The 21,119-nt window shown below is 35.4% G+C and carries 24 protein-coding genes, 1 pseudogene and 1 riboswitch; of the genes and pseudogenes, 5 read left to right on the top strand and 20 right to left on the bottom strand.

The features are described 5' to 3' along the window. Positions 1-77 precede the first annotated feature (77 nt). Complete coding sequence (locus AC2TFD_RS14230; RefSeq protein ID WP_484676087.1) at positions 78-413, top strand: DMT family transporter; 336 nt, start codon at positions 78-80, stop codon at positions 411-413. After that, a complete protein-coding gene (locus AC2TFD_RS14225; protein WP_484676086.1) occupies positions 410-724 on the top strand; it encodes a DMT family transporter in 315 nt (104 codons plus the stop codon). The genes AC2TFD_RS14230 and AC2TFD_RS14225 overlap by 4 nt, the downstream gene beginning before the upstream one ends. 222 nt (positions 725-946) lie before the next feature. Here AC2TFD_RS14225 and AC2TFD_RS14220 read toward each other — a convergent pair whose 3' ends face one another. Further along, the gene (locus AC2TFD_RS14220; RefSeq protein WP_484676318.1) at positions 947-1,504 is read right to left on the bottom strand and encodes a cysteine hydrolase family protein; all 558 of its coding nucleotides are present in this window, start codon (positions 1,502-1,504) and stop codon (positions 947-949) included. Positions 1,505-1,677: 173 nt separating this feature from the next. After that, positions 1,678-2,130, bottom strand: a complete 453-nt coding sequence (locus tag AC2TFD_RS14215) for a GNAT family N-acetyltransferase (RefSeq protein WP_484676085.1) — start codon at positions 2,128-2,130, stop codon at positions 1,678-1,680. Positions 2,131-2,237: 107 nt separating this feature from the next. Between AC2TFD_RS14215 and pdxR the strand changes: the two genes are divergently transcribed. Next, a complete protein-coding gene (pdxR, locus tag AC2TFD_RS14210) occupies positions 2,238-3,644 on the top strand; it encodes a MocR-like pyridoxine biosynthesis transcription factor PdxR (protein ID WP_484676084.1) in 1,407 nt (468 codons plus the stop codon). Between the two features lie 134 nt (positions 3,645-3,778). On the opposite strand, the gene AC2TFD_RS14205 is transcribed toward pdxR, so the two are convergent. The 7 genes from AC2TFD_RS14205 to AC2TFD_RS14175 form a co-directional block, all read right to left on the bottom strand. Further along, positions 3,779-4,444 (bottom strand): hypothetical protein, encoded by a 666-nt coding sequence (locus tag AC2TFD_RS14205; RefSeq protein ID WP_484676083.1) that lies wholly within the window; start codon positions 4,442-4,444, stop codon positions 3,779-3,781. A gap of 691 nt (positions 4,445-5,135) precedes the next feature. After that, positions 5,136-6,011, bottom strand: coding sequence for a hypothetical protein (locus tag AC2TFD_RS14200; RefSeq protein WP_484676082.1), 876 nt, complete (start codon positions 6,009-6,011; stop codon positions 5,136-5,138). Between the two features lie 41 nt (positions 6,012-6,052). Further along, a complete protein-coding gene (locus tag AC2TFD_RS14195; protein ID WP_484676081.1) occupies positions 6,053-6,289 on the bottom strand; it encodes a hypothetical protein in 237 nt (78 codons plus the stop codon). A 312-nt stretch (positions 6,290-6,601) separates the two neighbouring features. Then, positions 6,602-7,183, bottom strand: a complete 582-nt coding sequence (locus tag AC2TFD_RS14190) for a competence protein ComK (protein WP_484676317.1) — start codon at positions 7,181-7,183, stop codon at positions 6,602-6,604. Positions 7,184-7,362: 179 nt separating this feature from the next. Next, positions 7,363-8,232: a hypothetical protein gene (locus AC2TFD_RS14185; RefSeq protein ID WP_484676080.1), complete on the bottom strand. Its 870-nt coding sequence runs from the start codon at positions 8,230-8,232 to the stop codon at positions 7,363-7,365. Positions 8,233-8,758: 526 nt separating this feature from the next. Beyond that, a complete protein-coding gene (locus tag AC2TFD_RS14180) occupies positions 8,759-9,277 on the bottom strand; it encodes a peptidase dimerization domain-containing protein (protein ID WP_484676079.1) in 519 nt (172 codons plus the stop codon). Positions 9,278-9,441: 164 nt separating this feature from the next. Then, a complete protein-coding gene (locus AC2TFD_RS14175) occupies positions 9,442-9,789 on the bottom strand; it encodes a hydrolase (RefSeq protein ID WP_484676078.1) in 348 nt (115 codons plus the stop codon). Positions 9,790-10,045: 256 nt separating this feature from the next. Here AC2TFD_RS14175 and AC2TFD_RS14170 point away from each other — a divergent pair, with 256 nt between their 5' ends. Further along, positions 10,046-10,444, top strand: a complete 399-nt coding sequence (locus tag AC2TFD_RS14170; RefSeq protein WP_484676077.1) for a YkvA family protein — start codon at positions 10,046-10,048, stop codon at positions 10,442-10,444. A 140-nt stretch (positions 10,445-10,584) separates the two neighbouring features. Here the strand turns inward: AC2TFD_RS14170 and AC2TFD_RS14165 are convergent, their stop codons facing one another. Beyond that, positions 10,585-10,734, bottom strand: coding sequence for a hypothetical protein (locus AC2TFD_RS14165; protein WP_484676316.1), 150 nt, complete (start codon positions 10,732-10,734; stop codon positions 10,585-10,587). A gap of 1,102 nt (positions 10,735-11,836) precedes the next feature. Between AC2TFD_RS14165 and AC2TFD_RS14160 the strand changes: the two genes are divergently transcribed. Then, positions 11,837-12,673: a hypothetical protein gene (locus AC2TFD_RS14160; protein ID WP_484676076.1), complete on the top strand. Its 837-nt coding sequence runs from the start codon at positions 11,837-11,839 to the stop codon at positions 12,671-12,673. Positions 12,674-12,963: 290 nt separating this feature from the next. Here AC2TFD_RS14160 and AC2TFD_RS14155 read toward each other — a convergent pair whose 3' ends face one another. The 10 genes and pseudogenes from AC2TFD_RS14155 to AC2TFD_RS14110 form a co-directional block, all read right to left on the bottom strand. After that, positions 12,964-13,605, bottom strand: coding sequence for an NADPH-dependent F420 reductase (locus AC2TFD_RS14155; RefSeq protein WP_484676075.1), 642 nt, complete (start codon positions 13,603-13,605; stop codon positions 12,964-12,966). 239 nt (positions 13,606-13,844) lie between these two features. Continuing rightward, positions 13,845-15,260, bottom strand: a complete 1,416-nt coding sequence (locus AC2TFD_RS14150; protein WP_484676074.1) for an RNA-guided endonuclease TnpB family protein — start codon at positions 15,258-15,260, stop codon at positions 13,845-13,847. Positions 15,261-15,275: 15 nt separating this feature from the next. Then, positions 15,276-15,669 (bottom strand): annotated as a pseudogene (tnpA, locus tag AC2TFD_RS14145) (IS200/IS605 family transposase). Between the two features lie 152 nt (positions 15,670-15,821). After that, entirely contained in the window at positions 15,822-16,841 is a 1,020-nt protein-coding gene (locus tag AC2TFD_RS14140) for a thiazole biosynthesis adenylyltransferase ThiF (protein ID WP_484676073.1), read from the bottom strand. Next, positions 16,838-17,605, bottom strand: a complete 768-nt coding sequence (locus AC2TFD_RS14135; RefSeq protein ID WP_484676072.1) for a thiazole synthase — start codon at positions 17,603-17,605, stop codon at positions 16,838-16,840. Before AC2TFD_RS14135 ends, AC2TFD_RS14140 begins: the two co-directional genes overlap by 4 nt. A gap of 1 nt (position 17,606) precedes the next feature. After that, a complete protein-coding gene (gene thiS, locus AC2TFD_RS14130; protein WP_484676071.1) occupies positions 17,607-17,810 on the bottom strand; it encodes a sulfur carrier protein ThiS in 204 nt (67 codons plus the stop codon). Positions 17,811-17,821: 11 nt separating this feature from the next. Beyond that, positions 17,822-18,952: a glycine oxidase ThiO gene (gene thiO, locus AC2TFD_RS14125; protein ID WP_484676070.1), complete on the bottom strand. Its 1,131-nt coding sequence runs from the start codon at positions 18,950-18,952 to the stop codon at positions 17,822-17,824. Between the two features lies 1 nt (position 18,953). Beyond that, the gene (locus AC2TFD_RS14120; protein WP_484676069.1) at positions 18,954-19,526 is read right to left on the bottom strand and encodes a thiamine phosphate synthase; all 573 of its coding nucleotides are present in this window, start codon (positions 19,524-19,526) and stop codon (positions 18,954-18,956) included. 169 nt (positions 19,527-19,695) lie between these two features. After that, positions 19,696-19,805, bottom strand: a riboswitch (TPP riboswitch). A 182-nt stretch (positions 19,806-19,987) separates the two neighbouring features. Further along, on the bottom strand, positions 19,988-20,479 hold the full coding sequence (locus tag AC2TFD_RS14115) for an SDR family oxidoreductase (RefSeq protein ID WP_484676315.1): 492 nt from the start codon (positions 20,477-20,479) through the stop codon (positions 19,988-19,990). A 388-nt stretch (positions 20,480-20,867) separates the two neighbouring features. Continuing rightward, entirely contained in the window at positions 20,868-21,116 is a 249-nt protein-coding gene (locus AC2TFD_RS14110; RefSeq protein WP_484676068.1) for a hypothetical protein, read from the bottom strand. Between the last annotated feature and the right edge of the window lie 3 nt (positions 21,117-21,119).

The raw sequence follows: 21,119 nt of genomic DNA, 5'->3' as shown, positions 1-21,119 counted from the left end.
AGTTGAAAATAAACAAAATCAACGTTACACTAACTACCGTTAGTTAATTATAAAACAAAGAAGGGGCGTGAACAAATATGTGGATTTTAGTCATCATTGCAGCCATCTTTGAAGTTGGTTGGGCAACAGGATTAAAACATGCCAACTCGCCTTTAGAATGGACTCTTACTGTTATAGGAGTTGTTGTTAGTTTTGTACTGCTTGTCCGAGCTGCTACAACTTTACCTACAAGTACAGTATACGCCGTTTTTGTAGCATTGGGTACAGTTGGAACTGTGTTAGTAGATATCTTGATCTTTCATTCACCTTTTAATTGGAGTATGCTCTTCTTTCTTGTCTTACTACTTGTCGGAGTGCTCGGGTTAAAACTTGTCACCGGTAAGCAGAGTGTAGAAAGGAGACAAGAAGGATGAATTGGATATTTTTAATTATCGCAGGTATTCTTGAAATTGTTGGTGTTACTGGTATGCAAATTATGGGGAAAGGACAGAAACTAAAAGGATTTTTGATTATATTGATTGGTTTTATTTTTAGTTTTACCTTTCTTAGTCTTGCGATGAAGACCGTTCCTTTAGGTGTCGCTTATGCAGTTTGGACAGGGATTGGAACTGTAGGTAGTGCGATCGTAGGAATGTTGTACTATGGAGAATCCAAAGATAAATTGCGTATTTTCTTTATTGCATTGGTGGTAGTGGCAGTAATCGGTCTAAGATTAGCATCTTAATTAAAAATGCGTTTTAATATGTAAATATTTGAGAGCTTTTAATAATAATAACTTATATTCAGCCTTCTAATGAATGAGTTAGATGGAAAAAGCCTAATTATCATATCAATATGATAATTAGGCTTTTTCTTATTAAACTAACCTGCCACGTTATTTAATAAGAAAAACGGGTTCACCTCAGCAATCCCATCTTGAAGTAAAGCACCCGTTAGTTCAATAAGCTTATTTTATAAAATCGTTTATTAATTGCTCTGTTGTCAGTATTGTGGCAAATTCATCGTGCAATGTAGCTAGAGATATATTATGTATAGTTGCTGCATCATAATATGTATCATTGTGGTCCTTCATACCGAAGGCTGCTGTTGCATCTGAAATCAGGTATGTAGCGAAACCTAAATTACCACTCATTCTTGTAGTTGTTGATACACAATGAGGTGTAGTCAAACCAGTTAAAACAACTGTTGTTATTCCATTTACTTTTAAAAACTCTTCTAAATTTGTACCAATAAAGCTACTATTTACTTTCTTCGTTATAATTACTTCTTTATCAATAGGTTCAACTATTTCTTTTATAGCAAACCCCTCATTCTTTGGATAAAATACAGAACTAGGATTATCGGAAGTGTGTTGTATATGTATTACTGACCATCCTTTTTCTCTCCATAGTTGTAGTATCTTACTAATGTTTTCTTCTGCATTTAGGTTATTTCGCTCTCCCCATTTTTCATCATCGAAAGCCTTTTGTACATCAACTATAATTAAAGCTTTTTTCTTTTCCACCATATGATTTCCCCCTAAGTTGAATTTTCTATTTATTACTACAATTTAAACTCAGAAATTACTTTTGTACAATTGCTATTGCTGTTCAACTATCCAGCACCTTTAGCACAAGAAGCGACTGCCCCTATTGGACAATTACACCCGATAGCTTAATAAAAAGTAAATGTTGGCACCTATCTAATTTCATAAAATAACCATTCAGATAGTTCTCCACCCATTTTATTATAAAGGGATTGGGCTACAAAATTATCTTTTGCTGTTTCCCAAGTCATAGATATAAAATCATTTTTCCGTATGTAATCTAAACTGGTTTGAAATAGCTTTTCTCCTATTTTTTTTCCTCTTACATCTGGAACCACAAATAAATCATTTAAAATTGCCTGTCTTTTTACCTTTAGGGTACTAAAAGTAAAATACAAAGTGGCAAATCCAATTAATTCACCATCTTCTTCAGCCACAAACTGGAGTCCACTTGAAGGATTTTCAAGTAAATAATTTATCAATCCCTTTAACTTGTTTTCTTCAGGTTCAGGTTGATTATAAAAATCCACAATGTATTGTTCCATTAAATCTTTTAGTTTTGGAATATCCGTTTCTCGAGATTTTCTGATTTCAATATTATTCATATCGTTTCTCCTTTTTTGAATTATGGTAAAATTATATAAATGAATTGACCAGTATAAAAGTGACAGTTTGATAAAAGTTATAGGGGTCAGTTAAGGAGATGAAGTTAATGGATTTAACTCTAAAATTAGATGGACAATCAAAAGAGCCCTTGTATATGCAACTTTACCAATACATAAAGGAAGAAATTCATAAAGGGATTTTAGATGCTGGAACTCGTTTACCATCAATCCGTCAACTTTCATCGTATTTAAATGTAAGTAAAAACACGATAGAAGTAGCTTATCAACAATTAATTGCTGAAGGATATGTAGAAAGTAGAGCAAGAAGTGGCTTATATGTGGTGGAAAATGACACGGATATAATTCCAATCAAAAAAGCAAAGCGAGAATTATTTGATGAAGTTTTAAATGAGAGCAAAGAAACATTTGAATATGATTTCCGACAGGGAAGAATTGATTTAGATCATTTTCCTTATACAACTTGGAGAAAACTTTCGAACCAGGTGTTATTTCCTGAGAATAAAAGTAATTTTTTGTACGGAGACCCTCAAGGTGAGCTAGAACTTAGGAGAGAAATAGCACAATATCTTTATCAATCCAGAGGTGTAAATTGTTCACTAAGCCAGATCCTTGTTGGATCTGGGATCCAGCAATTGCTAACGACTCTTTGCCAAATAATTGGTGTAAATAATCAATCCATTGCAATTGAAGAGCCTTCATATGATGGTGCGAGGATGGTTTTTAAAAACTTAGGTTTTAACTTACGCCCCATCTTGTTGGATGAAACAGGGATTAATATGGAGCACTTAAAAAGTAGTGATGCAAATGTGGTATACGTTACGCCTTCTCATCAATTTCCTTGTGGAATGATAATGCCTTATTCGAAAAGAATGGAATTAATACAGTGGGCAGAGCATCGTAACGGATTCATAATTGAAGATGATTATGACGGAGAGTTTAGATACATTGGAAAGCCAATTCCTTCTCTACAAGGATTAGCCCCAAATGGAAGGGTTATTTATTTAGGTACTTTTTCTAAAGCTTTAATACCAGCCTTACGAATGAGTTATATGGTTTTACCAAAATATTTGTTGTCAGTTTTCAAACGAAACTTTGCCTCCTATGAGCAAACTGTATCAAAAATTCATCAAATAACTATGCAGTTGTTTATTGAAGAAGGACATTGGGATAGACATATACGGAAAATGAGAAAAATTTATCAAAAAAAACATTCAACGCTTATTTCAAGCATTATAGATATAATGGATGACAAAGTTAATATAGTTGGCAGTCATTCAGGGTTGCATATTTTATTACAAGTAAACAACAAAATGACTGAGAAAGAGCTTGTACAAACTGCACTAAGAAATAAAGTAAAGGTATATCCAACATCGAAATATTTTAATGATTTACGGCATATTAATAATCCTCTGATCCAACTAGGATTTGGTGGATTAACAGAACATCAAATAACTGAAGGAATTATTCTTTTGAATAAAGCTTGGTTTAAATAATTATAAACAACAGTTTTACTTTTATTAAAATAATAAAAAGGTGCGATACCATTATTCAAGTATCGCACCCGTTAGCTTAATAAGGATGCTCTTTAAACCATCACAATCAACTTTGTGATAGATGTATATTCCTCTTATACAACTTCTTGATTTTCCTTTTCTTGAATACATTCATTAACCAATACCAATAAAAGTTTATCTCTATCAATAGTTTTACTAATAAAGTCTATTACTTTCATTAAGCCCACAAAAAAAATTAAAAATAAAATATAACTAATAATAAACTTCCAAACACTCCAATTTGTAAAATTCAAAGTAGTAATAAGAGATGAGGTAATGACAGCAATTAATATTGTTTGCATTGAACCTAAGAGCGATGTTAGTCGAGGACTAGATGTCTCAAGTTCAAGAAAAGTTCTAAATCCTTTCAGGTCACTTTGCTCAGGCAAATCCCGTAACATTTTTTCTTTAATACGATTGCAATTTTCTACAAAATTATTATGATCAAAATTTTTAATACTTGAAAATTCTTCATAAAACATTATTGGTGCTTGAGGATTACCCATCCATTGGTAAAAGTTATATTTTTCTGCCGTATGTTTATCATACCAACTAAAAAACTTATTAAAAGAAAAATTAATAATGAATATTAAAAGATTAACTATTAGAAAAAAAGTAACATAGATCAAAATCAATTCCTTAATATTTTCAGCTTTTAAGTACAAATCTAGCACATAAAATACCATATAAAATAATAAAAGAATATTTAAGATTAGATATTGGTATCTTTTTTTTATCAAAATCTTCCCCCTCTTCCCTCTTAATGCAAAAACTTTTCTTAATGGAAGTTATCTTCGTATCTCTTATAAGGCAACTAAAAAGCATGAATAAATTAGTTTTTATTAGAAACACCCTTTCATAAGATAATTCTATTTTCTTCAACTAACCTAACGCTTTACTTTAATACGTTCACAAGAAAAAAGGGTTCCAATTTTATATAAATTTTCTATTTTGCTTATTGAACTGCCCGTTAGCTTAAGTACAATCTTTCACAAATTCAGCAAAAAAAAGAATATCTTTGCTGCGCAGTATAAGTCTACTACGTAATACACGAGTTAATCTGGACCGGTTGCAGAAGACTGATCTTATTGAAATTTAATCAATTTTTTATAACATGATGATTCTCAGAACTATGGTTTTATATCTTTTTTCATCAGATAGATTGCAGGGGTAAACAGTCTGTCATTCTGGTACATTCTTTGTCATTCGGTGGTGAAAACTATGTCAGAGGTGGTCCATTCCAATGGCGGTAATCATATAATGCAGCCTGTATAAAAAGAAGGAAATCACGCAACCTAGTGGGTTCAGTTATTGGGGAGAAAAATCAAATTAACGACTTAATTAGTACCTTGATCAGACATTATTAACCGTAAAAAAGCATATAAAAGAGCAACTGAATTCGCTCAGTTGCTCATTTTTCAATACACTGTTTTATTCTTTAACCGCTAAAACAACATCAGCGTAAAATTCACCATCTAATACCACTTCATAACGCCACAAGCCGCTTTTTGGTACTGCAAAGGTAGCAGTGAATCGCTCTAAAGTGGAATAGCCTGTTGACGGCTCTTTAATTGTTTCTGGGGGCAATCCTATAATTTTTTCTCCTGTTTCTTTATGGTAAGCATAAATAGCTAACTCTTTCCCTTTAAAAGTCTCAAAAGGTGCCGTGAAATCAAATAGGTATCCATAGGGTTTTCTTGCTGAAAGAGATGGATCTGGTGCCACCATCAATAACACTTTCCCATCTTTTACATATATATCTCTAATTTCTTTCATTTCCTTATTTCTTGAGCTCCAAAAATCTTTCGTACGAATTAACATTCCTTCTATTTTGTGCTCTTCAGTTAAATTCGCTTGCCCAGTTACGATCCCAGCTTCTGTTTTTTCACTGCCTTCTTTTTCGAACTGTAATTCTACTGAGAAATTATAAACACTATCTTTTGCATCGACTTCTTCATATTCTATGTTCTTTATCTTAAAATTGTAATAATCACTATTCGGTTGAATCATTACCAGCGACCCGTAGCTATTAACGAAATCTCTGTAGGACGTTTCATTTGCAAAATAAGCTTTAAATATCTTTTCTTCATATTGATTTAACGCTTCAAACTTTTCTTCACTTTCATTATCCAATATTCGTTTCAATTCATCACTTGGACCTGTAAGGCTATTCTGTAATACAGCTTCAATGGTCTTTAAATTCTCATCTTGAGTTATCGTTTCCTTTTTTTCGGTACATCCAACTAATATTAATAGAAGTAAAGTAAATAAAGCGGTTGCGAAAAATTTGATCATGCTTCCCTTCAAATTGCATCCCCCCTTTTATAAATATATCATAATTTTTCCAATTACTTCCTAAAGAAATAGTTCACTTGTTTATTATGTAGATGTCTAAATGAATAAGTCGTAGGCACTAAAACGTGTCGCCAAATTTCATGACCCTCTAGATTGATTTTTATTTTCAGTTGATTCCGGTCGATTTCAAGAACATCTTTCACAACCTCATGATCTTCCTGACCATAAATAAGGCCGAGGAATTTGAGCATTTTATCAATGGGATAAAATGCTGGATCATTTCCAGACATTTGGATAAATCTACCGGTTATCATGCTATCAATACTGACAAAATTAAAGTGCCACGCCATGAAGCTATTAGGGAACTGTTCATGTCCTACTGGAGGATACAGCTCACTAAATCTCTTGTTCTTCTTGATTATCCATTTGGTCTTTATCAACTTTCATAATTAGACCACTCTATTCGTGCCAGTTTACTCAAATTGTATCACAAAATAGGATGCGATTATTCTGTGCTTAAACACTACCAAGTAAAATAATAAATGGGTTTATTAAATTAGTGATCTTTGTTGTAATCTGGATCCGAGTGATCGCTTGCTATATCATTTTAGTTTATAAGATGAAATCTCTTTTAGTGGGTTTTCATTTTTTTCTTCTAAAATATCAAAATTATACTTGCCTGATTTCTTCTTAAGAAGCTGATGCCTTTTTGGCGGATCCAGATATAAGAGGAGGGTACTAGCTTGAATCCCTCTTTCCTGCGTGAGCCGTTTTAATTGATTGGCTTTTTGTAGTTTATTATTAAAAGAAGTTAATTTTGCATCGACAAGTATGAAATGATCGTTGCTTAACTCTAATTCGGTCTTGTTGCCATTTGCTTTGGTGTTGACAATATGGTCGGGATTAAACCAGATGCAGTCTTGTTTTTGTGGAGATTTGTTGGGAAAAAGGCAAACGCTTTGATAGGGATTTACAATGATTGGACACATAACCGTCTTATTAAGAATATTTTTTGCTCCGGCTATTGCTCCCCGTATATCAAAGCCTATGTATTTTAATGTATCGTCTAATAAATGTAGTGGCGGTCTGTCCACCAGTAAAGTCGTTTTTTCTACTATGATCCTGGAACACAGCTTTCCATTTTGATCATTTTCACCCATCACAAGTATCACTTTCTTATCAATAAAGAAATTTTTAATTATAATCGTACTCCACTCCTTAATTAAAGCGATGAATGCGGTTACCCCATAAATCTATTAAACGCTAATTTGGACTTTTTTACTGCAACTTTAGCAAACAGGATTCGTCATAATTCAGGTGCATAATGACAAAGATGCGACATTTTTCTGCGATTTGGTTCCTTTCATGTCCTCCGAGGGCAATAAAATCCTAATTCGTTTGGCTGCAACCAATCCCAGTCTGGACCTATGCCATCTATAAAAGCATGGGATATATGCGTTGTAGTCCCCATTGCAGATACTTTTTTCAAATAGAATGTCATGAATTTGTTGTTTAAGATTCCATAAAAGTAGGCGATTGAATTTTTTACGAAATTGGTCCTTTTTATTTTTCGAATTAGTTGTCTAAAGGCCTGGATGGAGATGTCAAGTATATCTTCTGTGTCATTTGTACACTCAAAGCGAAAAGCAGTAATTTGCACCATATGCCAATATTCTTCAATGGTTTTTGCATCAGTGAAAAAGCATTTTACCAATTGGACAAAAGGTTGTGGTACTCGGCTACTTACATAGCAATAATCTAATGTTGACGGTTCTTCGTAACGTTTATTTATCTTTTGGTTATTTGTTTTTAAAAGATTACTAGTTTTATATTGGTGGTTCATTTTTTCCTCTTTGGGTAGTTCATTCGATGGAAAACGATTAAACTGATATAAATTGCTAGACTGCGAACCGTTTTTCCTTTCTGTTTCAAAGACTGTAATGATCCCGAATTCCTTTGCTTTCAAAATCATTCGTTTAAAGGTAGATCTTGATATGCCGTTATCATCGTATTGTGCGTGAATGGATTTTAAGATGGTTCCAATTTTGGCATTGCATACGCCGGGAACTTTGGCGGCAAATCGCACGAGCCTTTTTAATCCGACCAGCTCCCCTTTCGTAAAATCATGCTTGTGTTCTACTAACCACATTTCCATATGTCGATTAAATTCCTGAAGGGAACTAAATTGCGAAAACTGTTTAAATTCTTCCGTATTACCCGATTTTATACTCACGATAAATAACGCCCTCTCATCACCAAGTTTTAAGCTTTCCTTCGTGAGAACTTTATGTGAAGGCTCACGACCAGCACTTCTACAGTAACGAGATTGGCTGAGTAAATCGAACTTCCCTTTTCTACTTTTGAGGACATTTTTAGGGCGAAACGTCAAAAAACGCCTTTAAAAATATTTTTTGAAGGCGTTTTTTGCATTTTGGATGGATTTTCAATTGAAATTGTTTAAATCCAGGGATAATTATTTTCATAAAAAATAGACACCATGTTAACTTCATGTGGTGTCTATTAGAAAAAGTGTAAGTCACTAGTCAAAATTTGTAACATTTGTCTAGTGACTAGCACATAATTTTTTGGCGAATACACTTTCTTACGAACCCCAAAGGATCATTTATCTCCAAACTTTATGTCAAATAATTTCTACAACTTATCGTTCAATAAAAAGTCTTCATACGTAGCTTAGACAGTTTTCAAGACTACTTGCAAATGTTTTCCTAGTATCCTCAAGTATCTTCAATACTGTTTTTCTATCCAGTTAATTTGCTTCTCATTCCCTCATGGGTTTGACCTGGCGCATAACGAAGTGCGACCTTTACGGTACAATAATCAGGTACTTGAGGAACACGCCATTCTATATACTCTTTTCCTAATCCGCCTTTAATTACCCCAATGTTGTAGCGGTTTAGCCCTTCATATTCTGGTTTCGTTGCACCTAAGAATTTGAGGGTTTTTAGTTTCTCTATTACTTTAATCGCCTTTTCAATTGCATTAACACCCTCATCTTTTTTTGAAAGGTGTCGACTTTCTCCTTCTACATGGATAGCAATTTCAAATGCACCCGCATGAAGGGTTACGACGGATATATCTGAAGGCTCCCCATTAATAAACCAGTCAGCACGTAACCCTCTTTCCAGTAAATGAACCGTACCGACTCCACCTTGTAACTCTCCGATAACTAAACTGATGATGATATCACCTTTAGGCGTCATATTACCATCAATCAACCTTTTAACAGCTGAAATAAACGCTGCATTTGAGGCCTTCATACCGGCTGCTGATTTTGTTCCTGTTCGGGTATTTTACTTGGGTATTTTTCATTATTCATGCTATCATTCCTCCTATCAATCTATGATGATGCATGTAATACCCTTTGACAAACTAATTAAACTACTACCGATAGCTGATTTCTCTTCAACAGGCTCCAGTAGTTTTAAAATCCTTTGTGCTGAATATTTGGACTATCTTCATTTAGAATTTTCATTTGTCTAATATGTGCACGGGTTTTTTCATCACCTAAGTAATAAAGCATCGTATAGATTAATAGTATTCGCTGGTCATATTCCCTATTTTGAGGCTGATGATGATATTCAAGATATGGAATGTGTGATCGCACATAACTTTCCCAATCTGTTTCATCATTTCGATCAAAAAGTCGTTCAAGGACATTCACTTGAGAATCTGTCGCTTCAATTTTAAAATCCCACTCTCCCTCGTAAGGCCCTCTGAAAATTTCATTCGATTGAATATTGATATAGTAACTTTGTTTTTGCTCATCCATTCGATCATCTCCTATCTTGTTGGATATTTACCACAACTTTCAATGTATTAAACATTTTCATACATTCAAGTATTCACTCAATGGTAAACAGATTGCGTTTAAAAGATTTTTTTTACTTTCTTTAACGAATAATGGAAGTAATTTAATTTTGCAGGCTTTTTTAACGAAAGCCCCGTAAATTGAACAGTGACGATCGAAAATGATTCATTCCTTACCTAATTTACTCTATAATCATTACTAGGAATGGAGGAGTTGCATGGAACAACAAAACATTTTGACGAAATTAAAAAACTACGCAAGAAAACTAAAACAAAATTTATTCGTACTTTATTTATCCTACAAAGATCCTAGAGTTCCTTGGTATGCTAAATTGGTCGCAATTTGTGTGGTTGCGTATGCTTTTAGTCCTATCGATTTAATACCTGACTTCATCCCTGTATTAGGTTTTCTCGATGACCTAATTATTGTCCCGCTGGGCATTTTACTTGCTTTGAAATTAGTACCGTCTTACATTATTGAAGAAAAAAAAGAAAAGGCTGAAGAAATGATGAAAAATGGTAAACCAAAAAACTGGTTTGTTGCCATATTATTCATTCTGATTTGGCTTTTACTTGCGTTTTGGATTGGCAAATTTTTTTGGATTACATTTAGTTAAAAAAGGAAGGAAATGCTTGGACAAACATACCATTAGAATGCAAAAAAAGGTGCCAGGCACCACCCAATTTTGAAAGGTCCCTGGCACTAATCTTTGGTTTTATTACAAACACCCATTAAATCCCCAGTTCGTCACGAAGTTCAACCTGCTCCAAATATTGATTTTTTCCTTTTTTCTATTCTTTCCTCCTCCCTATACTGTTCAAGGTATTTATAGGAAGGGTTCATGATATAATCCACTCTAGCATATCCCTCTTTTAGAAGTGTTCCTTGAACCGATTTCCCTTCCACATAAACATAGGCTAAAAATGGAAGCACCAAATTACGAAGATGAAATCGCAATAAATGTTTCAGAAATTACTCATTGGGAAGTAAAAAACGTTGAGTGACAACGGGAAAAAATCCAATTGTTAAGATTCAACTAGGTAAAGCTCCTGATTACGGCGTAACTGAGTTTAATATAGAAGATAAAGAAATGACTAAAGACGAAATAAATTATTGGTATGGTACAGACTTCGTTACAAATTATTCAGACGTTATATCCACTCCAGATGGGGAGTTATATATTACGTTTTTTAAGCAATAAATATCAATAAGTAGCCTTCGGGTTGCTTTTTTTTTGGCATATTTGTTTCGGCAGATTTGGCAACCTGGTAAAGCTCACCCCACTTTTCTAGCGAAAACTCGAAATTACTTTTCTTCTATAACATCACCCTCTTTCTTATGTCTTTATCCCGATTACCCATATTCTTTGTTTCTATGAAAAAATCCTTTTTATCTCGTTGAATTTATCGTTTCTATCTGGAAATAAAAGGGTGTAATTGGTGCGATAGTAATAGGTTATTTACTCTACATAAGTAAAAGAAATATCCTATAACCTTTCATAAAAAGATATTTGGAGGAGTACGTTCATGCTTAGTTTCGTAGAGGCAATAAATATTTTTCAGTCTTATCCCCTTCTTGAAGAGAGAATTTCTTGACATTGGGGTCAGTCCCCCGTTGAATTAAAGCAGTAATTCAGCGGGGGACTGACCCCGAAGTGCATGGAATTGTGACCAACAAAATAAAAGAACTCTTACTCAATCAATTATTTGCTAATGAATGTAAGCCGATACCCTATGTGCTCGGAACAGGCGAAGTCAATTCCGCTACTTACTGACAAAATAATCCCTGGTTTTAAACTAGTCATAATAATCTTATTTTCTGCGACCTTTGTATTCTAAAATAGATTTGAAGCTGAATTTATTTCTTTTTATTACTTATTTTTATGTTAGATACTTGTCCATTCCATATTTCTCCTACCAGCATATTTTAATGTATGTTTGTGAAAAATTCTCTTCATCTAATGATTATTATTTAAGACTTAATATTTATCCAAAAGGGAGTGTAAAGAATGGCAGATGAAATTCATGATGTAAACGCAACCGGAGGTGATGGTCATCAAGACAATTCAGAAACTGAAGCCCTTACCGCAGATAAAACTCATGATTTAAAGAAGACATCCGAAGGTGATGATCATCAAGACAATTCAGAAACTGAAACCCTTACGGCAGATAAAACTCATGATTTAAAGACAGCCGGAGGTGATGGTCATCAAGACAATTCAGAAACTGAAGCCCTTACCGCAGATAAAACTCATGATTTAAAGACAGCCGAAGGTGATGATCATCAAGACAATTCAGAAACTGAAGCCCTTACCGCAGATAAAACTCATGATTTAAAGACAGCCGAAGGTGATGATCATCAAGACAGGTCAGAACTTGAGGCCCTTACGATTCGTATTAAGGAGTTAGTGGCTAACATGTTAAAACAAGAAACATATTTAAAAGGTGAATTGGCAACAAAAAAAGAATATCTAGCTTCATTGACTGTAAGTATTGATAACAGTAATAATGAAATTCCAGAACTTCAAAGACAACTAGCCGAAATGAGAGAAACCAATGAAAAATATCAATCATTGATTGGGACATTAAGGAATCTAGCAGTTGAGCAAGAAATGCAGCTAAAAGAACTAAAAAAAGTAATTGGCACCAAAGAAGAAGTAATTACGTCATTTTCTATAAGCCTTGAAAACAGCAAAACAGAGAAGAAATCTAATGAAGAAAATTCAGTGCTGAAAGCAGAGCAGAAAGCTCTAATGAAAATGCTTAAACAAATGCAGAAAGCAGAGCGGAAAAGCGCTAAAGAAAATGCTCAAACGTTTGCAAAAAAAGAACCAAAAAGCAAATAAAAAGAAATCATCGGAAAAACTAAGGGTAGATAGTTCATATACTAAAAGAATTTGATATTTGAAGATTTATAGGGGCTACTAAAGCCCTATTAATTTTAGTTACGATCTAACCTCACACAGCGTGGCTTGTTTTAATGATCAAAAGTGATTAATAAACTACTTCCAAAACATACGTACCAGCAAACACATAGTCTGTGAAATAATACAAAAAAAACTCCTACCTCACCTAACAAGGGAAAATAGGAGTTTTTGCCGTCTTTTCTATAACCTGAAAAAAAATAATTTATGGTTTAGTAAACAACCTGAATACCGGTATGCCAGTTATAATTATGTTTCATGTTTAGCCCGATGAGCAGCACGGTCATTTGTTCAATCGTACGTGCTTTTTGCAGTCCGCCTGCATCGAGAGCCTGAAACGGCAGCGTGGATATCAGTTCCGTCACTTGGGCTTTTGCTTGTTCGTCTTCACCGATGACCAATACTGTCGTTTTTTGCCCATCATTAAAATACGGTTCGTAGAATACGCCTGCAAACGTGTTTTTGAACTCACCGACGACACGGGATTCCGGCAAAAGGTCTGCAACGGATTCGGCCGCGGAAGTATCAGGCTTTGTTGTCAGGCCATCGTACGTTGCATTTAACGGATTGGAAATATCGACGATGATTTTTCCTCTTAATGCTGTCCGCAATTCGCAAATGGTTGGATTGTTTTCTTGATAAGGGATGGCGAGGAACACGAGGTTCGCGCACTCTGCGGCTTCTGCATTTCTTACGCCTGTAATACGAGATAAACCAATTTGGGATGCTACTTCCTTCGCGGTTTCGAGATTACGGGAGCCAAGAAATACTTGATATCCTGTTTTTGCAAAACTTAGGGCAATCCCTTTACCCATATTATGAGTACCAATAACAGCGATTGTTCTGACACTCACCCATCCATTAATGGAGGGGGTTCCACCTTTAAACAACTTAGGCTCTTCCAACTTCTAGAATGATTCTAAAAGAGGACTTCACTTTGGTCTAAAAGGCTTCTATAGCCGAAATCGTTCTAATGCAAATAATCGAAACAAAACTATCTACATGGGCTCGGATTCCCTTGCCACTCACAACTTATTGACTGTTCCGGGGTATGTCTGCACCGAGAGATTTAACCTATTAATCTCATAGGTATTTAAAAGCCAAACGTTGAGATAAATTTTCTTTCAGACTTCCTATTTTTCAAATTTGAGATGCATTTATCTAAGACATTTGATAGTTGAGACCAATCTTTTTCAGCCTTTTGAATATCTACTTGATTTGATTTTGTTACATATCTAGCTAAAAATGCACTGTATAAATCACGTTGTGTATGGACCCCGCATGCACAAACATGCCAGCGGTCCTTTAGTCTTTTTTTCTTAATTGTCCCACAATGACAGGTCTGAGATAACTTTGTGGAGTAAGTGGGAAACTCTCGAAATCTACCGCCTTGTGATTCTACTTTTCGTTTTAACATGTTTAAAAACATACTGGGTGCTTTTCTCGCAATACTTTTGCCGTACATTTTCTGAAATGCTTTATAGGAGAGTTTTTCTGTTTGAATGGAAGAGGCTAGTTGAAGGATTTGGTTGGTATCTCGACCATGAAGCTGTTTTCTAACTTCTTTAATTTTTCGTTCTAATTCTCTGTGTTTTGAACGCATTTTGATGTATCTCTTGGAGTTAATCCACTTCTTTTTACCTTTTTTCACAACACCATTGCATTGATAGTTATTTGGGTTATTTGATCGTCGCTGTCGGTCCATTTTACGATTGATTCGTCTTTTTTCCTTATCGATTGAAACAACTTCTTCACAAAATTCCTTTAATTCGGCTTTCGATTCCCCAACCATCGCAATCGTAGAGGGACCAATATCAAGCCCAATATTTTCGTTTCCTAATTCATATTTGTGATGAGGGTAACCTTCCAGAATTAATTGAACATAAAACCGATTTTTCCCCTTTACTTCCTTTTTAATAAGCCGACAATACTTTATTCGATTGTTAAGTGCGTGCTGCATCCATTGATCTTTGGGGTCGATTAGGCATTTTAACGTAAGTGTTTTCCCAATAAAAACATAACCATTGGAATAGGTTAGAAATGTTTTGTTGTTTTTTCCTTCTAAGGACACAAACTCACTTTTTCGTTTAAACCATACCCTTTTCGCTTTCTTAAAGGCAAATTTTTGCACAGCCCTAAAAGCCCTAGTAGAGATTTTTTGACAAATGTGCGTACCTAAATGTTCAGCTATAAACTTGGAGTCATTTTTTGTTTTTGTTCCAAATGATTGAATAGAATAATCCGTAAACCCAAAAGTCTCATTGAGTTTTTTGAAATTAACTCTGCGTTTTTCAACCTCTTCTTCGATCGTTTTAGATAAACGAATTGTTTCTTTGTATAGATCTGTTTGTTGAATCGCCTTAAGCCTCTTTATACATTCTCCTAGACAAGCATTGTAAAGCTGCCTTACACAATCAGACAACATCAAAATATACTTTTCTTCTTTGGCATTGGTCCTTAATCGAATCGTAGCGCTAAAAGAGAGACTTCTATCTTTTGAGGCTGCCATGTCTTACACTCCTTTTTAATTTTCTATGTACTGTTTTTACAACATCAAGCGTAGTACCACCAACAGTGGAAACAAAATAGCTATTTGTCCATAAAGATGGAATTCTACTTTTTAACCATGGAAATTCGCTTCGAAGGTACCGAGAACTTCTTCCCTTCATCATTCTAATTAGTTTGTTGATTCCGAATTGTGGGTCGCATTCAACGAGGAGATGCACATGATCTGGCATAATCTCCATTTCGATAATCTCAGATTTAGTATCTTCGGCAACTTCTAATAGAATAGATTTAAGTCTTTCATCTACTCCATCTACCAATACACTTCTTCTATATTTAGGGCACCAAACCACATGATACTTACATGAATATACAACATTTAGATTGCTCTTATACTGAATTAGACTTTTCATATTCTTATTATATCAAATAATTTAATTGAACGCTAACTTTAAGAGAACATTAGTTCCTTAAATGAATATAAAACAACCTTACCCCATGCATGAATGCAGGGGCTTGCGGTTGTTTGTTTTGGTTATTTTTATGCAGCTGTTGTTCCTTCTAATTAACCCAAGTATTTATGGTATAGCGACCTTGCTTCAGTAATATCCTTTGTTCCATGCACTAAAACCCTTCCGTCTTTAAAAATGACTAATCGGTGAGTATCCACTGTATACGATAATAGGTAAGGATTTCGCTGTACCGTTCCCCCTTGATTTATGAAAAGTTTTTCTAAAGCTTCTAAATTACGTACAATAGGAACGGAAGGTCGTATCTGGACAGAATCTCTTCCACAAAGTACAGCTGACTTTGTTTGATTTTCAAAGGATAAAAATGGATAAGAGCGTTTTACTCCACAAGTAGGGCAATCCTCATTTTTCAGTTTATCTACATTTATGGAAGTATAATGGTTTTTCCATAAATCAAAAGAAACCAGTTTGTTTCTTAATGAATCCCAATCACCGACCAAAATTTTTAATGCTTCACTTATTTGATGAGAAACAACCATGTTAACCGCAGGATTAATAATTCCTGCTGTATCACACGTTAATCCTCCTAGCGGAACTGTTTCTAGTATACAAGATAGGCAAGGCGTTTTTTCTGGAATAATAGTGTAGGATATTCCGTAGCTTCCAACGCAAGCACCGTAGATCCATGGGACTCCAACCTTTTGTGAAACATCGTTAATGATCATTCTTGTTTCGAAATTATCAGTGGCATCAATAATCAGATTCACTTTTTCGCCCCAAGTTTCAAGCTCTACGACAGAGGCATCCGCAATGATTGCCTCAATGTCCAAAGTTGAGTTAATGTCAGTTAAACGACTTTTAGCAGCGATTACTTTGGGAATTCGATTATGGGCATCATCCTCTGTATATAATTGCTGCCGCTGTAAATTAGACCATTCTACATAATCACGATCCACAATCGTTAGTTTACCAATCCCAGCACGGACGAGTGCTTCGGCACTTGCTGTTCCAAGTGCCCCGGCTCCTATTATAAGTACATGCTTATTGAAAATTCGTTGCTGTCCCTCTTTACCAATAGGTGAAAATAGTTCTTGTCGTGAGTACCGATTATTCACCCGATACTCATTCCTTCCTTTGGACTGCTTGCTGCCGCATATCTCTTTTTCTCGATTCGACCGGCCTCATAACCTAATCGTCCAGCTTCAATCGCTAATTTCATTGCTTTTGCCATTTTTACCGGATCCTTTGCTGCCGATACAGCCGTATTTAATAATACAGCATCGGCTCCTAATTCCATAGCCAATGCGGCATCAGCTGGTGAGCCAATACCAGCATCCACGATAACGGGAACAACCGCTTGTTCGATAATAAAGCTAAGGTTGACAGGATTGATGATACCTTGACCAGAACCTATTGGCGAGGCACCTGGCATGATAGCATGACAGCCTGCTTCTTGAAGTTTCCTAGCTAAAACTACATCGTCAGAGGTATAGGGGAGGACAATAAAGCCTTCCTTCACCAATTCTTCCGTTGCCTCTAGGGTTTCAATCGGGTCAGGAAGTAAGGTTTTATCACAGCCGATCACTTCCACTTTAATCATATCGCATAGGCCTGAAGCTTTCGCTAGTTTTGCGATGCGGACAGCCTCTGCTGCTGTTTTCGCTCCTGCAGTATTTGGCAGCAGACTATATTTATTGGTATCTAGCTGTTCTAAAAAATTCGGCTGGCTTGCTTCAAAAATATTCATTCGTCTAACTGCAAACGTAAGAATTTCTGCTTCGGAAACTTCCACTGCTTCCTTTTGGATTTCAAAGCTTGGATACTTTCCTGTTCCAAGCAACAAACGAGATTGAAAGGATAATGAACCTATTTTTAACATATCAACCGCCTCCTACAAAATGGACTATTTCGATTCGATCTTTATCTGATAATCTAGTACTTTGGTGTTCAACCTTGTTTACGATTTCACCGTTTACTTCCACAACAACGACCTTATTATGGATTTCATAATGTTCCAGAACATCGGAAATACATACTACATGTTCTGGTAATTGGATTAACTCCCCATTTAATATTACCCTCATGTTTTTACCTCCTACCGTACTTTTTCTTTGTATCTTTCTAATTGAAAAGCTGAGAGTAGATCATCATTTAGCAAATTGCCTGCTACTAAATCAGCTACTAGTTTCCCTGTAATAGGGCTTAATAAAATCCCATTTCTAAAATGCCCAGCAGCAACAAATAACCCCTGCCATCTTGGATGCTCACCAATATAAGGAAGTCCATCTCCTGTCTGTGGCCGAATTCCAGACCATACTCGCTCCCATGCCGCATCCTTAATCTCCGGAACCAGTTGAGTGGCTCTTTCTATTAAACTTGCGATACCCTTAGGTGTAACACTGTTATCATATGTATTTTCAATCATGGTCGCACCGATATAAATTTCCCCATTACGTTTTGGTACGAGATAACATCGTTTATCCGAAAAAATCGTTGTGTTGATAATCGGCTCTTCTGTTCTAACGGAAAAGCATTCGCCTTTTACTGGATACACACGAATATCAATTCCAGCTTCACGCATTAATTTTGCAGACCAAGCTCCAGTGGCGACGACAACTTGATCACAATTTACAATGCCATTAGTGGTAATAACGCCTTTTACCTGACTATTTTCAAATTTAAATGAAAGGACCTCAGTATTTTGACGTATTTCCGCTCCAAAATTGACTGCCGCTTTTGCAAAAGCTTGTGTTAACTTTGCTGGCTGCACATGACCATCATTCGGGAGATACATCCCACCAGCTAAACTCGGTGACAGTGATGGCTCCATTTCTCTTACTTCCTTTGTATCCAGCCATTTTATTTCTGGATCCCAATTCCTTTGAAAGGTGACCTGTTTTTTTACTTCTAATGCGATTTCTTCTGATTCTGCAATTTTTAACATTCCTTTATTCACATACTCGATATCGACTCCGCTGTATTCAAATAACTCACTAGAGAGATCAGAAAACATCTTCTGACTTTTTAAAGCCATCTGGAATAAGGGACCGTCTTGTTCCAGCTCCGCTTGTGCCGCCAGCATTCCTGCAGCTGCACTTGAAGCTTGGCACCCCAATTGATTTTTCTCAATAATGATTACTTTTCTTCCTATCTTTGATAGCTGATAGGCAATCGAGGCTCCGTTAATTCCTCCTCCGATTATGGCAACATCAAAAGAATTTTCCATTTTATTCACCTCCATTATTTAATGCCTTACGATAAGCCTTTACTGCCAATAATGGGTCACGCGCTTCTAAAACACCTGACATGACAGCAATCCCATTTGCCCCTTCCTTTAGAACTTGCTCCGTATTATCAGGTGTTATCCCTCCAATGGCAATAACATCAATATCTAAATTTGATAGCTTTTTTACTTCCTCAAGACCGTTTGGGATCTTATCTGGTTTTGATTGAGAATGGAAAACATGTCCGTATAGAACGTAATCTGCACCCTTCTCTTTTGCTTTTAGACCTTCATGATAGGAATGGATAGAACTCCCTATCCTAAGCTGAGGAAAGTTTTCTTTTACACTTGCTGCATCTAAACTATGAAAGGCTAATTGAACGCCTCTGGCCCCTGTTACGAATGCAACATCTACCCGGTCATTAATCATGATCTTTGACAGTGATATGTTATTTTCTGTTAAAAGTTCTACTGTTTCAAATAGTTCCCTAGCAGTTTTTTGTTTTTCTCGTATATGAATTGCAGTTATATATGGATGAATATCACTTACAATTTCCCCTAACTGTTCGATTGCCATTTTACCATTGGATATAATATGTAACTCTTTCTCTTTAATACTCGTTAAAATACAAGTCCCCTCCTATTTGAAGATGCTACTTTTCAATGAAATCAAGTAAACAACAAAAAACCACTTCCTAAAGTAAGAAAGTGGTCGAAAAATTTGAAATAAAGCATTTGCTCTCCAAATATCGAATTTCCCACTTCCCTACGCTGGTATAACCCAGATCAGGTTCATAGAGTCCCGAAGTAGACACTTCAATCTCAGCCTTTTAAAAAGGCACCTCTAGCGGATTTGATTCATTTATTCATTTGAATTAATTACCTTACATGGTTAATGTTAGCACGTTGATTAGAAATGTCAAACTATTTCTTTCCACGAAACAATAGCTGCAAAATCTAGTGATTTTACAAAACAAAAAACACTCACAATCATTGATTCAACATTTGTGAGTGTTTGTAAGAAGACGATGGAAGACACTACCTTAAATTAAGACCTTGTGTCATTCCCCCATCAACTTCTAAAACTGTCCCAGTTATATAACTTGATGCATCAGAAGCAAAAAACAATACAGTATTTGCAATTTCCTCTTGTTTCCCAATTCTACCTAATGGAACTTTTTTAAGCATCCTCTCTTTTATTTTAGGATCCATGGAATGTAATAATGGAGTGTCAATTGTTCCAGGAGCGACGCAATTAACTGTAATATAAGGTGCAAGTTCTAATGAAGCAGTCTTAGTTAAACTTACTACACCAGCTTTGGAGGCTGAATAATTTGCTTGACCAAAATTACCTTTATAAGCTATGGATGAAAGGTTTACAACTTTGCCATATTTATTTTCTATCATATATGGGGCTACAGTTTGTAAAACAAAAAATAACCCCTTTAAATTTACGTTCATTACCGTATCCCAATCTTCCTCGGACATATTTACAAGTCTAACATCTCTAAAAATCCCAGCATTATTAATGTTATAATTGCTACTTTATTTTTTAATTCCAAAGTATATACCCCTCTCGATTTACTTTTGTGCTAGAATAATTTTACAACATATTAACGGAATTCCGTTAATCATACGAATTATCAGGAAACTCAAACCATTTCCATTCATTACTTTGTTAGCTTATATACTATACAATAATTACATAGACCGCAGTCACAAACTGACGTCTCTAACACATCACATCATTATTCAATTATCCACACAAAGGAAGCCTGCTGATGGAAAAGCGCCGTCCTGCTCCCACTGCGGGTAGTTTGGTTCATCTTCATGAATTTCTAGTCCATTCATAATTGAACAGGGCGGAGTATGGTAAACCCACCCTGTTCTAACTATACTGACATCTACTCTTCAAACTTTATTCTATCGATGCACGGTCAAATGTAGCTGGGTTAGAAATTGGTGATATTTCTCCGTCTTTAGCCTGAGGAATCGTCTTACTAGTCAATCCAAAGTAGTTGCCCTTACTAAACTTCATGCTTGAATGAATGGAGTCTTCCCAGTTATCAAAATGGTAGAATGACTGAAGAAAATTATCCCAAGTTAAATCATCACCATTCCTCTTAATCTCTTCGACTAATAGTTCAGCTGCACCCCAGCCTGTCATAGA

The organism is Neobacillus sp. plas4 (assembly GCF_057221695.1).
The sequence above is the reverse complement of the archived record's forward strand: the minus strand, read 5'-3'. Positions and strand labels throughout refer to the sequence as shown.